Below are 13,838 nucleotides of genomic sequence, written 5' to 3'. Positions count from 1 at the left end.
ACGGTTTAAACCGAAATCAATGGCACAATGACTCCGAAATCGGTGGCACAAATCGAACTGAATTAGCCAGATGTTCACTCATAAATCCAATATACACTTTTTTAAAGTGTCTTCTATAATCTGGAGCTCATCTTTTGATAGAAATGATTTTTGATGTTTATGGAACTTTAGTTTATATCTTGCAAATGGGTTTTTGTCCATCCATTCCAAATCTAATGCCATGTTAATTAGCTTTTTTAACCTTTCTAGGTGTTTCATAACACCATTATTGTTTAATGGTATGGCACTATTTAAAGAGGGACTTTTTCGTAGATATTGTTCAAAATCTATTATAAAACTATAGCTAAGTTGTTTCAAATAAATATCGTTTGTTTTTAATTTCTGGTTTATATACCGTACTAAATAATGCTCTGTTGTGTAATAATTCTTAAGCGTTCCTGGCTTGAGAACACCTGTCATATTTTCATTGTGGTAGGTTACCAAATCAATTAGTGTTTTGTGGTTTTCGTCCTGCCCGAGAAACCTGGCTTTTATCCTTTTAGATGTAACTAACTCAAAACCAGAAGACAATTGCTTATAACATTCTAACAATTTGGCATATACCTGATCTAAATATTGGTTCAAAGCCTTTCCTTCGATGGTTCTAGAGGTTGTTTTCTTAGATTTGGTGTCCCAATAGGTAACCGATGTTTCTCGTTTTAAACTGATTTCCGCACGTTTTCCATCTATAGTTACTCGTGCATAGATAGGTGCTAAATCTCCTTTTTTCTTGGCCAGATTAAGCCAAAAATGGATACTGAAAGTTCTTGAAGTATGCATATACTCTCGCTTTTGGTTAATATTCGATTTGTTTTCGAAAGTCAAATCGAAGCGAAAGTCAAACGCTAAGGAGCTACCAATGTAATGAAAAAATTCGGTATATATTAGGTAACCGAATAGGTAACTTTTGTTTTGATATTAAAGCTAATTAAATGAAATCAATAAAAATTTAAATCACTGAATTTCATTTAATTAGACTTTTTATGATGTCTATTGACACCTATTTTGTCGGGATGACAGGATTTGAACCTGCGACCACACGGCCCCCAGCCGTGTACGCTAACCGGACTGCGCCACATCCCGATTTGATTTACATCGTAAAATCGCTACGAAAATAAACACATTTTTTTTATAAATGAAATTTGAAATATAGAAAAACAGCCTAATTTTTATATCAGGCTGTTTTATATGTGTTTACAATATACTTTTATTGTACTACAGCTTCTTTAGCTGCCAAATACCGTTCTGCATCCAATGCCGCCATACAACCGGTACCTGCTGCCGTCACTGCCTGGCGGTACACGTGGTCGGCCGCATCGCCCGATACAAAAACACCCTCTACATTGGTTCTTGAGGTACCCGGTACATTAATAATATAGCCCGTTTCATCCAGTTCCAAATAGCCCTTAAAGATATCGGTGTTGGGCTTATGCCCTATAGCCACGAAAAAGCCTGTGGCGGGTATCTCGCTAACAGCTCCTGTGACATTGTTCTTTACGCGAACGCCCGTTACCACCTGACCGTCACCTAAAACCTCATCGGTATTGGTATTGAAAAGGATATCGATGTTCTCGGTGTTCCTTACCCTGGCCTCCATGATCTTGGAGGCTCTAAACTCGTCCCTGCGGACAAGCATGGTCACCTTCCTGCATAGCTTCGAGAGGTAGTGCGCCTCTTCGCATGCCGAATCGCCTGCCCCTACGATCACCACTTCCTGGTTACGGTAGAAAAAACCGTCGCACACCGCACAGGCCGAAACACCACCGCCCAACTTCAAATACTTTTGCTCGGATTCCAACCCAAGGTACTTGGCCGAGGCCCCGGTAGAAATGATCACCGTATCACAATGGATCTCCTTGGTCTCGTTTACCCATACCTTATGGACGGACCCTGAAAAGTCTACTTTTGTCACCCAGCCGTCTCGCACGTCGGTATCGAAGCGCTCTGCCTGCTTTTGCAGCTCAAGCATCATCTCCGGACCGGTAACGCCATCGGGGTAACCGGGAAAGTTCTCAACCTCGTTCGTTGTTGTTAATTGGCCTCCCGGTTGGGTGCCCTGGTACAGTACAGGCGACATATTGGCCCGTGCAGCATAGATCGCAGCGGTATAGCCCGCTGGTCCCGAACCTATGATTAAACATTTTACATGTTCTATTGTTTCTGACATAATTGCTATTAATTTTAATAAAAACAAAAGTAGAGTATTTACCAGAAAACTTACGCTTAAGTTATCAAAAGATATTATCAAGCCATAATAGTAAATTATAAAATAGTCTTTTACTTCATTTTTTTGTAACTTGTAGTAGTTTGATTATTAATTTATTCCTATAAAGCTTATGAAACCTCTTGTATTTCTCCTTTGTATTACGCTTTTCTCTTCCTGCAAGAATAACACAAACGCAACCGACCCAACCAATCCTCCAGCAGAAGCCCCTACAATTGAAGGCGCATGGGAATTGGTAAGCTATTTAAACTACAGAAGTGATGGAACAGTTGATACTATTAAAACTTCGAATACCAACAAACAGGTAAAAATGTATTCAGCCACAAAGGTTATGTGGACCAGATTACGTGTATCTGACTCTTTGGACTGGTTTGGATATGGTGACTATACAGTTAAGGATGGTCTTTTAACCGAAGTGCTCGATTATGGGTCTAAAGCTATGAACAACGCTATTAAAGAGCAGCCTGAATTTGTGTTTAATATTGTTCTGGAGAAAAATAAATTCAGTCAAATCCAGGTAGATGATGAGGGGACGCCGCTCTATGCTGAAAATTATATTAGAATAGAGTAATACCAATTACCTTATTCAAGTAATTGGTATTATATAGTTCTTTAAAGAAGTTCTCTAAGTCTTTGTGTTGCGATCTCTGCCGTAATATCCCTTTGTGGTGAACCGAACATTTCGTAGCCAACCATGAATTTCTTAACAGTAGCACTCCGTAATAATGGCGGATAAAAGCTCATATGCCAATGCCAATGATCATTTGCTTCCCCATTGGTTGGTGCCTGATGAATCCCACTCGAATAGGGAAAAGATGTATTGAAGAGCTTATCATAAGCCTTAGTCAACACTGAAATGGCTTCAGCATAAAGCAAAGCCTCTTCTGTATCCATACTTAAGATATTCGATTGATGCTTTTTAGGAACAATCATAGCTTCAAAAGGCCACACTGCCCAAAATGGAATTAAAACAACAAATGCATCATTTTGAAAAATAATACGCTCATCCTTCTCTAATTCCTGCTTAAGGTAATCTCCCAATAGACTACTATTATTTTCTTTATAGTAATTTAACTGCTGCGTATTTTTCTTATCAACTTCATTGGGAAGTGTCGATTGACTCCATATCTGTCCGTGAGGATGCGGATTACTACATCCCATTACTGCTCCTTTATTTTCAAAGATCTGAACATAATTGATCAAATCGTTACTTCCCAGTTCTTCATATTCCCTCTGCCAGGCAAAAACCACTTTCTGAATTTCATCTGGGGCCATATCTGCTAAACTCTTAGAATGGTCAGGACTAAAACAAACCACTTTACAAATTCCTTTTTCGCTTTGTGCAACCAACAAACCATCGGTTACTGAAAATGAAGGAGAATCGCTCTGCAAGGCGGCAAAGTCGTTCGTGAATATGTAAACATCTTCATACTTTGGATTTACCTCCCCATTAATTCTAGTGTTACCAGCACACAAATAACATGATGCATCATATGATGGCCGCACCTCATTAGAAACAGCTTCATTTTGTCCCTGCCAGGGTCTTTTAGCACGATGTGGTGAGACCAACACCCACTCACCTGTTAAAATGTTATATCGTTTATGTGAATAATCCTGTAAATCTGCGTTTATCTCCATAAATACTATGATTTGTTAATTATTGTATAAGATGTGTTCCATCTGATAATTCTATAAAATATACCGAACATGCTTTGTTGAATTCTTCTTCATATGCTTCTGACACCGCTTCTCCAAACGCCGCTACATGTTCCTTGGCTATTAAGTTGATCGTACAACCTCCAAAACCGCCCCCCATCATTCTGGCTCCCAAAACATGTGGGGTTAATTTTGCTTGTTCAACCAAAAAGTCCAGTTCTTCACAACTCACCTTATATTGGTTTTGCAAACCATTATGAGATTGATAGATTAAAGCTCCCAAAGTCTCTAAATCTCCTGACTCTATCGCTTTTGATGCTTTTACCGCTCTATTATTCTCCTGGATGACATATAAGGCCTTTTGATAATTTTCGGGAGTAACCTGATCCTTTATACGCTCAAGATCGGCTTCGGTTGCATCTCTCAATGCTTTTATACCTAACAGTTCTGCTATATTTTCACACACCGAACGGCGATCGTTATAAGCACTATCGGACAAACTGTGTTTTACGTTGGTATTGATTAACATGAGTTGATGATCCTTAAAATCGATCTCATATGGTTTGGCTTCAACGGTTCGGCAATCCAACAGCAATGCATTGTTTTCGATACCAAACATACTGGCATACTGATCCATTATTCCACATTTAACGCCTACATAATTGTGCTCTGCTTTTTGGGATATCAGAATCATCTCCTCTTTAGATAGACCAAGATCAAAAAGTTCATTCAATCCGAACACCACGCTGTTTTCTAAAGCAGCAGAGGACGACATACCGGCACCACCGGGAATATCGCCTCCAAAGGCAATATTGAAATTCCCAACAACCTTACTTCTGTTCTTTAATTCGGCAATAACCCCAAAAACATAATTTTCCCATCGGCCTTCGGGTAAAGGTTTAATGGTATCTATCGTGAATTCGATGCTCTCCTCTTTATTCACTGCATAAGCGACACAATTTATAGCATCACTTTTTTGAATAGCTGCCACTATGCCCTTATCAACAGCTGCAGGAAACACAAAACCATCATTATAATCGGTGTGCTCTCCAATAATATTAATACGTCCTGGTGAAAATATCAGTAAAGGTTCTGACTCAAAAGTATCAATAAAAGTAGTTCTTATCTCATCTATCAATGCTGTATTCAAACTCATTATTTCTCTGTGATTTAATTAATTATTTTAAGGATCCAACTAATGCTATATATCTGTTTGGGTTCTAAAGTCTGTAATCCCAGTCCATTATTAAAACTATCGGAAACTCCTGTTGTTGGTTCAATAGCAATAGTATTTTTATGTGGAGGGGTATATAACTGTAAAAAGTTATTTTCTATTGACGACGACGTTATTTCAAAACGATACTTAGGTGTATTGAAGGTAAACTGATTGCTATTCAACACAAAACAATCATCCAAGGTTTTATCCTCTACACAAAACACCTCACTTTTTTCAATATCCTTTAAACCAGTCGTAATATTTCTATCATCAAAAACCAAAGTTTTATCTGCATCAAAACTCAAAGAACTTTTATATAAATTGTCACTTAAAAAATAAGGATGCCAACCAAGTGTAAATGGGAAAGGCTTGGTATCTTCATTCTTAACGGAGACCCTAAGATCTAATCCGTTCTTCGTTAAGCTATATGTTAATTGAATGGTATACTTAAATGGAAATCCCTCAACAGGGTCTGTTTCGGAGTAAACCAATATAACCTCGGCAGCATTGTGAGCGACATGCTGTTTAGCCAATTTAAAGGTCTTATTGTAAACCAACCCATGCAACGCATTGTTTAATGGCTCTTCGTTAATATCGAATGCATAGGTTTCTCCCTGAAAAGAATATTTACCGTCTTTAATTCTATTCGCAAATGGAAATAGAACAGAAGATGCATAGGTATTGTTGTATGTTAACGGGTGTAAATCCTTAATTAAAGGATGTCCATCTAAAGTAAGCTCCTGCAAGCTGGCTCCTAAATTTAAAAAGATTTTAGCATAAACCGTTTTTTCTGGGTTCTCTATCTCAATATAATCAAAGCCATTTGCTTGATCTTGTGTGTGCGCTATTGTATACAATTTACTTTTATTTAACGGGTTAACGTTCTCATTTTATAAATGCCTTCAAGACTCAATGTATAGCCTATCTTTTGACAACTTAAAACTTTAGAGATTCCAAAAGTAATAAAAAAACCAACTAGTAGCTACTAGTTGTTAATAACTTTTAAAAGCTATTTGAATAGAAATTACTATATTTCGCCGTTTGAAAAGAATTTATATAAGAAATTCAAAATATTTTAACTATCTAAACTAAATACAAAAATTATGACATCAGGATTTGAATTTTGGGATTATGCAGTTTTTATTGCTTATGCCATATTAATTTTAGGGGTAGGTCTTTGGGTCTCTCGGGACAAAGAAGGTCACCAAAAAAATGCTGAAGACTATTTCTTGGCGAGTAAATCACTGCCATGGTGGGCAATAGGCACTTCTTTAATTGCTGCTAACATATCTGCCGAACAATTTATAGGAATGTCTGGCTCTGGATTTGCACTTGGTCTGGCTATTGCTTCTTACGAATGGATGGCTGCTTTAACCTTAATTATTGTTGGTAAGTATTTCCTACCCATATTCATTGAAAAAGGACTTTATACAATTCCTGAATTTGTCGAAAAACGATTTTCAACAAACCTTAAAACAATTCTAGCGGTATTCTGGATCGGACTTTACATTTTCGTTAACCTAGCATCTGTACTATATTTAGGAGGGCTAGCCATAGAAACCATAATGGGTATTGATATGATGTATGCCATTATAGGCTTAGCCTTATTTGCTGCAGCTTATTCTTTATATGGCGGACTCTCTGCTGTTGCTTGGACTGATGTGATTCAAGTAGTTTTCTTGGTTTTAGGAGGTTTGATTACAACGTATTTAGCATTGAATGCCGTATCGGGAGGTGAAGGTATACTTGCTGGTTTCTCAAAAGTTGTAGACGCAGCTCCAGAAAAATTCCATATGGTACTCGAACAATTTAATAGTGACGGATCTCCTAACAAAAATTACCTAGATCTCCCGGGCATATGGGTATTAATTGGTGGTTTGTGGGTTGCCAATATTTACTATTGGGGCTTTAACCAATACATTATCCAAAGAACTTTAGCAGCAAAATCCTTAAAGGAATCTCAAAAAGGAATCCTTTTGGCTGCTTTCTTAAAAATTATCATTCCTTTAATTGTAGTAGTTCCAGGTATAGCTGCTTATGTTATGGTAAATGATACTTCTGTAATGGCTAGTCTTGGAGAAACGGCTCAATTAAATATGCCAAGTGCCGAGCAAGCAGATAAAGCTTACCCATGGTTATTGCAGTTCTTGCCAACAGGTCTTAAAGGTATAGCTTTTGCTGCCTTAGCTGCTGCTATCGTGTCGTCTTTGGCCTCAATGCTGAATTCTACATCTACCATTTTTACAATGGACATTTACAAACAGTATATCAATAAAAATGCGAGTGACAAGGCTACTGTAAATGTAGGGAGGGTTTCTGCAGCTATAGCCTTAATCATTGGTACAATAATGGCACCGCTTCTAGGTGGTATTGACCAAGCATTTCAATTCATTCAGGAGTACACTGGTATTGTAAGTCCAGGGATTTTAGCCGTATTCATTCTAGGTTTATTATGGAAAAAAACAACCAACAAAGCAGCTATTTGGGGAGCTTTAGCCTCAATCCCTATCGCTTTAGCATTAAAATTCATCCCTATACCTGGTTTAGAGCCTTGGATGCACCAAATGGGGATTACGGCGTTGTTAACCATGTTGGTAATTGTTATAGTAAGTCAAGTTGAGAATAAGGGTGTTGATGATGAAAAAGGCATCCCACTTACCAAAGAGTTATTCAAAACATCTCCATTATTCAATGTGGGTGCTTTTGCGATAATGATCATTCTTACTGTACTATACAGCTTATTCTGGTAAGCTTTACTAAAAAACTGTAAAAAGACTAAAAAGAGTGCCCCTGAAATAAAAATTTCAGGGGCACTCTTTTTTAAATCCTATAATCACCTATAGCGATTTTCTTAAAATAAGATTATTTGGATTTTCTATCCTTCCTTGCTCTTTATTAACGATCATTTGTGCTAAACGTTCTCCCATTTTAGTAAAATCGGTTGAAATGGTAGTAATACCTCCCTCCACTATTTCTTTTAGCATCGTATCGTTATAAGAAATAATACCAATGGTCTTACCTAATCGCAACTTCCCATCTTTTATCTTCTTTATAATTCTTATTAAATTTCTATCATCTGGAATAATATAGATCTCTCCTTCTTTGGGTACTCTATCTCTAGCTGAATCAATTATTTCTGAATTCAAACTGTTTTCTGAAACGAATCGTTTAAATCCTCTTAACATACCTTGTGGTTGTTTGTTTTCTGCAAAAATAAGAACCAATTTTTTATAGTTTCTAATGAGCTGTATGCCTTTATTGAGATTATTAAAAATATCGCTTTCGAAGTTTTGATATATAGCTGAATAGGCAGCTAACTCCTCATGTGTTTGATCCAAAATACATACTTTATCTACGGGCAACTTTTCAATAGCCAGATTGGTGTTTTTCAAATTGGCAGGCATAATGACGTAATAGTTATAATTGCCAATATTATCATAGATCAATTTATTAAATAAATCATGATTGAAATGATGAAAAAAAATATCGACATGTATATTGTCTCCTAATGCATTTAAAAAGGAACTATATAAATCTTCCTTAAAAGCATTAAGTTCATCAAATAATAAAAACACTTTTTGATTTACATTAACAGACTCACTAGAAACATAGTAGCCTTTCCCTGCTATAGACTGTACTATACCTCGTATTTTAAGTTCATTAAAAGCACTTAAAACAGTGTCTCTTGATACTTCGTGTTTGTCTCTAATACTGTTAATTGAAGGTAACTTATCTCCTTTCTTAATGATACCATCTGCAATAGCATTTTCAATAGATGTTACTATTTGCTTATACTTGGGTGTACCAGATTTATTTTGGATTGAAACTATGCTCATAAAGCAAATATATATAAATAAGCTTAATTCCTTACCAGTACGTATCGGTAGGGTTCTATGTGCTACTCCGCTCTGTATTCATAAGGGAATAACTAAGCTTTTAACAACTTCCTATTTTTTATTAGTGTATTCTAAAAGTTCTTTTTCTGTATATTCATTACCGCTTTTAGGCTTTTTATTTCTCAACATTTTAACTTTATCCGGACTTAAACTTACATTGTTAACAGAAAAAGCATTATTCACATAGGATATAATATCCGCAATATCCGCATCACTAATATTTTGATTATGTATAAGACCAGGCATGACAGTCCCAAGTTCATATAATTTTCCATTGATGTGCACTGGCCCTTCCATACCATGCAAGATAATAAGTCCGAGACGTTCGATGGGCTTTGTAACAAATTCTGAATTCATTAATGGCGGTGCCAAACCTTCTATTCCCTCTCCGTTCATCCCGTGGCATGCGCTGCATATCTGACGGAACAATTTGGCCCCCTTAGTTCTAGAATCTTCATCTACCGACTTTTTAGTAAAAATCCAATTTGCCTTATTAGAAGCTTCCAGATCTGCTACTTTCTTTAAGTTCTCGTAAAAATAAGTTTTCGATAAAGGTTCATCTTCTTCAAACCGCTGTGCTACTACTTCTATTGGTTCTGCTATACCACTTAAAATAGCTTCTGCTATTCTTGAGTTATTTTTATATTGTTCTATGAGTTCATAGAGCAATGGTGAAAAATCTGCTTCCGAAACAGACATCCATACACCAATAACAGATCCCAAATACAAATCTACAGCCTTATCATCTCTTTTCTTTAATTCATTAAAGAGTATCTTGGCTTCGGTAACGTGATCCTTTGAAGCAAACGCCTCTAACAACACCAAACTATGCGATGTCACATCGGGCGTTCCTTCGGTTGCTACTTCTTTCAACAAATCAAATGTTAACGCATCTAGTCCTTTTAAAGCATACAGGGCATGTGTTTGGGCAATTGGATGTTTTACATCTTTAGCTAATAAACTTAATTGGGGAATAACACTTTTTTCTTTCTTATAAATAATATGGTGTTGTGCACGATCTCGAATCCAACCGTTTTTATGTTTAAGCAGTTCCACCAACTGAGCTCCTGTTAAAGCATCCAAATCCGGAATCTTGAATGGCCCCATTTCCTGACGACTTACCTTTAATATTCGTCCCGAATTTACAATCGTATCTAGCTGTTTCTCAAGCGCTTTCTTTTTTAAATACGGACTTAAATAAGCTTGATGTTGAATAACCCCCCGATGCATATCTGTTACATAAAGATTTCCATCCGGCCCCGTATATAAATTAACGGGACGAAAGCCCTCGTCGGTGGATGCTAAAAATTCTTTACCATCCCATGCTTGTCTGGCTGCCGTACTATCTCCATAAAATTCAAGTATATTTCGCTTTACCAAATTAGCTTCTGGTACACAAACAAAAACATTCTGATCGTAATCTTTTGGAAATTTACCTCCTCTATACACCATCGGCCCGCATGCCGAAGTCACATTTAAAAGCAGACTATCTTTATCTAAGACTCCCTTGGCATAACCTCGGTTCACGTGGGCGGCATGCAAGGGATATACCCGTTGGTTATTGGTTAAAACTTGGTCAACACTATTCTTGGGTATAACAAATTTATTCCTTATCAATCGGTTCGGTAAGACATGATCTCCTAGTAATTGTTTTGAATTATTGTTATAATACAAGCGTCCGAAGTTATCATGGCTTATCCCCCACTGTCCGCGAAATGTTGTGGGCTCTTTTAACCATTCCCCGTTTTTTCTTTGGTACCTAAAATGGGATTTGGCATTGTAGATCCAATTGTCAATATTCATCATCAAACCGTTGGGTTGATGTTCGGGATTGCCTTCGGTTGCATAGAGCGAATCCACCAAAATCTTATTTATCGGCTTATCGTCTTTAATTTCAGCAAACCAAAGGTTAGGAGGTTCGGCATACAAAATGCCACCATAGACCAATGCCAAAGCTCTTGGCAATACCATACTGTCAATAAACACCTTAGCATGATCCATAACACCGTCATGATCCTTGTCTTCTAGTATTTTTATACTTCCCGTTGGCGCATCTTCTCCTTCCCCATCAATGTTACGCATAAATCCGGTCATCTCGGCCACCCAAATTCTCCCTTTGGAATCAAAATCCATTGCGACAGGTGCTATCAATAAGGGTTCTGAAGCGACCATTTCTAATTTAAAACCATCTTCAACCTTATAATTATCCAAAGGAATTTGAGGTTCTTCAAATGATGGCTTACAACTTAGTGCTCCAATTAAAACAAAAAGAATGTAATATTTTAAATTCATTAATACGTCCTGTTTATTATCAATTATTAATTACTATTTTCACTTCCATATTCCAATAACTCCGTCTCTGTAAACTCATTACCACTTGTTGGTTTCACATTACGGAGTTCTTTAATTTTTTGGGCACTTAAACTTTGAGGCTTATCACTAAATGCGTTACTTACATAAGATATAATACTAGAGATATCGCTATCGGTTATACTTTCATTATTTCGCAATCCTGGCATGACTTGTCCTAATTCGTATAATGTGCCATTTACATGTACAGGGCCTTCTAAACCATTAAGGATTATAAGGCCTAAACGTTCAATTGGTTTAGCTACATATTCTGAATTCATTAATGGCGGCGCCAATCCTTCTATTCCCTCTCCTTTCATCCCGTGACATGCGCTACAAATTTGACGAAACAATTTGGCGCCCTTGGTTCTCGGGTCCTCACTTAACGAGGTTTGCGAAAATATCCAATTTGCTTTATTTTCTTTTTTATTCTGGGTAACCTTTATAATTTGCGAATAAAATTTACTTCTCAACAGATCTTGATCTTGCTCCACATTTTCCACCAGTTGTTCCGAAATCTCACCCATACCACTCAAAATGGCTTCAATCATTATATTATTCCCTTCATATTTTTGCATTAATTCCAAAACAACAGGATAAAATGCTTGTTTTGAAACTGCCGCCCACACCCCAATGCTTGATCCCAAATATAAATCAATAAACTTATTATTCTTATTCCTTAATTTCCCAAACAATATTTTTACTTTATTCACATAGTCCTCTGAGACATAATCCTCAAGCAAAATCAAAGAATGTGAAGTTACTTCTGGTGTTCCTTTCTCTGCAACATCAACCAATAAGTCAAATGTTAATGCATCTAGGCCTTTTAAAGTGTAGAGTGCATGTATTTGCGCTATAGGATGGTTTTTGTCTTGCGCAAGTACCTTCAATTCTGGAACAATAGCTTTTAAGCGTTTAAATACCAGCAAATGTTGTGCACGATCACGAACCCAACCATTTTTATGCTTTAATAGCCCCGCCAATTGCTTTCCGGTCATTGTTCCCAAATTAGGAACAGCATAAGGCTTGGTGCCTTTGTGCTTAACTTTTAATATACGTCCTGCATTAATTAAAGTGTCCAACTGGCGTTCCTTTATCCTTTTCTTTAAATAGGGACTCAAATAGGCATGATGCCCTATAACGCCACGATGCATATCTACAACATAAAGACTTCCGTCTGGCCCAGTATTTAAATTAACGGGACGAAAGCCCTCGTCTGTGGACGCCAAAAACTCTTTACCTTCCCATGCTTGTCTGGCTGCTATACTATCGCCATAAAACTCTAGTATATTTCGCTTTAACAAATTGGCTTCTGGCACACACACAAAAGCATTTTGACTGTAATCCTTTGGAAAAGCACCTCCACGATATATGTTAGGCCCACAGGCAGCCGTTACATTTACCAATAAACTATCTTTATCTAAAACGCCTTTGGCATATCCCCTATTAACGTAGGCCGCATGCAACGGATATACTCTTTGATCTTTTGTTAAAAGCTGATTAACCCCATACTTTGGTGTTGCATACTTATTACGTGTTAATCGATTAGGCAACATATGATCGCCTAGCAGTTGTCTAGAATTATCATTATAATACAGGCGCCCAAAATTATCATGTGAAATGCCCCATTGTCCTCTAAATGTCGTGGGCTCCTTGAGCCATTTTCCGTTTTTTCTTTGGTATCGGTAGTGCGATTTCGCATTGTAGATCCAATTATCAATATTTAACATTAAACCATTAGGCTGATGTTCCGGATTCCCCTCGGCCGCATACAAGGAATCCACTAAAACAGGGTTCACCGGTTTATCGTCTTTAATCTCGGCAAACCAAAGATTAGGCGGCTCGGCATACAGTATACCGCCATATACCAGTGCCAAAGCTCTTGGCAACACCAAACTATCTATAAAGACCTTTGCATGGTCCATAACACCATCGTGATCTCTATCCTCCAAAATTTTTATACTTCCGGATGGTGCTTCTTCTCCCTCTCCATCAATATCGCTCATAAAACCGGTCATTTCGGCTACCCAAATCCTCCCATCGGAATCAAAATCCATAGCTACCGGCGCCACTAATAGCGGTTCTGAAGCGATCACCTTTAATTCGAAGCCCTCTTCAATTTTGTAAGTATCCAAAGGAATTTGCGGTTCGTCAAATGACGGTTTGCATCCGAACACAATAATTAATAGCACTAAGAAAATGCTGTATCTTAGTTTCATCAAAATTTGGTTTTAACAGTTAAGATTTAAGTTCATCCTCATTATAAAAATCTGCAACTTAAAATGTACAAAACCCTTATCTAAAGGGTATCATAGATAAGAGTTTTTACAGATTCTTAAAACAGCGTATTTGTTCAAAAAAGAGGTTTTATCCGACATTAATATCTAACGTCCCCAAAGATAATAAACCTACTACCTTTCCTCATAGAAAAGCCCCTATTTATTTTCACAAAACGTGT

At 37.2% G+C, this 13,838-nt stretch carries 10 protein-coding genes and 1 tRNA gene; 2 read left to right on the top strand and 9 right to left on the bottom strand.

The features are described 5' to 3' along the window. Positions 1-78: 78 nt before the first annotated feature. The 3 genes from ABD792_RS11165 to trxB form a co-directional block, all read right to left on the bottom strand. A complete protein-coding gene (locus tag ABD792_RS11165; protein WP_345006112.1) occupies positions 79-819 on the bottom strand; it encodes a phage integrase SAM-like domain and Arm DNA-binding domain-containing protein in 741 nt (246 codons plus the stop codon). 228 nt (positions 820-1,047) lie between these two features. Next, positions 1,048-1,122 (bottom strand) — tRNA-Pro (locus ABD792_RS11160). A gap of 124 nt (positions 1,123-1,246) precedes the next feature. Further along, a complete protein-coding gene (gene trxB / locus ABD792_RS11155; RefSeq protein ID WP_345006110.1) occupies positions 1,247-2,206 on the bottom strand; it encodes a thioredoxin-disulfide reductase in 960 nt (319 codons plus the stop codon). Between the two features lie 169 nt (positions 2,207-2,375). Between trxB and ABD792_RS11150 the strand changes: the two genes are divergently transcribed. Then, complete coding sequence (locus tag ABD792_RS11150) at positions 2,376-2,834, top strand: hypothetical protein (RefSeq protein WP_345006109.1); 459 nt, start codon at positions 2,376-2,378, stop codon at positions 2,832-2,834. A 41-nt stretch (positions 2,835-2,875) separates the two neighbouring features. Here ABD792_RS11150 and ABD792_RS11145 read toward each other — a convergent pair whose 3' ends face one another. Genes ABD792_RS11145 through ABD792_RS11135 form a run of 3 tightly spaced genes read right to left on the bottom strand, consistent with a single transcriptional unit; the run spans position 2,876 to position 5,992 of the window. Further along, the gene (locus ABD792_RS11145; RefSeq protein WP_425568151.1) at positions 2,876-3,895 is read right to left on the bottom strand and encodes a UDP-glucose--hexose-1-phosphate uridylyltransferase; all 1,020 of its coding nucleotides are present in this window, start codon (positions 3,893-3,895) and stop codon (positions 2,876-2,878) included. A 25-nt stretch (positions 3,896-3,920) separates the two neighbouring features. Next, positions 3,921-5,075 carry a galactokinase gene (gene galK, locus ABD792_RS11140; RefSeq protein WP_345006106.1) on the bottom strand — a complete coding sequence of 385 codons (1,155 nt, stop codon included), beginning with the start codon at positions 5,073-5,075 and terminating at the stop codon, positions 3,921-3,923. A 14-nt stretch (positions 5,076-5,089) separates the two neighbouring features. After that, entirely contained in the window at positions 5,090-5,992 is a 903-nt protein-coding gene (locus ABD792_RS11135) for an aldose 1-epimerase (RefSeq protein ID WP_345006104.1), read from the bottom strand. A gap of 246 nt (positions 5,993-6,238) precedes the next feature. Here ABD792_RS11135 and ABD792_RS11130 point away from each other — a divergent pair, with 246 nt between their 5' ends. Then, a complete protein-coding gene (locus tag ABD792_RS11130; protein WP_345006102.1) occupies positions 6,239-7,885 on the top strand; it encodes a sodium/sugar symporter in 1,647 nt (548 codons plus the stop codon). Between the two features lie 87 nt (positions 7,886-7,972). Here ABD792_RS11130 and ABD792_RS11125 read toward each other — a convergent pair whose 3' ends face one another. The 3 genes from ABD792_RS11125 to ABD792_RS11115 form a co-directional block, all read right to left on the bottom strand. Next, the gene (locus ABD792_RS11125; protein WP_345006099.1) at positions 7,973-8,971 is read right to left on the bottom strand and encodes a GntR family transcriptional regulator; all 999 of its coding nucleotides are present in this window, start codon (positions 8,969-8,971) and stop codon (positions 7,973-7,975) included. 111 nt (positions 8,972-9,082) lie between these two features. After that, positions 9,083-11,323, bottom strand: a complete 2,241-nt coding sequence (locus ABD792_RS11120) for a DUF7133 domain-containing protein (protein WP_345006097.1) — start codon at positions 11,321-11,323, stop codon at positions 9,083-9,085. Positions 11,324-11,349: 26 nt separating this feature from the next. After that, positions 11,350-13,599 (bottom strand): PVC-type heme-binding CxxCH protein, encoded by a 2,250-nt coding sequence (locus tag ABD792_RS11115; protein ID WP_345006095.1) that lies wholly within the window; start codon positions 13,597-13,599, stop codon positions 11,350-11,352. Positions 13,600-13,838: the final 239 nt, after the last annotated feature.

This window comes from Snuella lapsa, from assembly GCF_039539345.1.
Taxonomy (GTDB): Bacteria; Bacteroidota; Bacteroidia; order Flavobacteriales; family Flavobacteriaceae; genus Snuella; species Snuella lapsa.
Note: the sequence above shows the minus strand (reverse complement) of the source record. Positions and strands in the feature narration are given on the sequence as shown.

Bases quoted from the DNA above. Each gene is read 5' to 3' on its own strand.
- ABD792_RS11165 (WP_345006112.1), bottom strand. From the start codon at position 819: ATGCATACTTCAAGAACTTTCAGTATCCATTTTTGGCTTAATCTGGCC.
- trxB (WP_345006110.1), bottom strand. From the start codon at position 2,206: ATGTCAGAAACAATAGAACATGTAAAATGTTTAATCATAGGTTCGGGA.
- ABD792_RS11150 (WP_345006109.1), top strand. From the start codon at position 2,376: ATGAAACCTCTTGTATTTCTCCTTTGTATTACGCTTTTCTCTTCCTGC.
- galK (WP_345006106.1), bottom strand. From the start codon at position 5,075: ATGAGTTTGAATACAGCATTGATAGATGAGATAAGAACTACTTTTATT.
- ABD792_RS11130 (WP_345006102.1), top strand. From the start codon at position 6,239: ATGACATCAGGATTTGAATTTTGGGATTATGCAGTTTTTATTGCTTAT.
- ABD792_RS11125 (WP_345006099.1), bottom strand. From the start codon at position 8,971: ATGAGCATAGTTTCAATCCAAAATAAATCTGGTACACCCAAGTATAAG.
- ABD792_RS11120 (WP_345006097.1), bottom strand. From the start codon at position 11,323: ATGAATTTAAAATATTACATTCTTTTTGTTTTAATTGGAGCACTAAGT.
- ABD792_RS11115 (WP_345006095.1), bottom strand. From the start codon at position 13,599: ATGAAACTAAGATACAGCATTTTCTTAGTGCTATTAATTATTGTGTTC.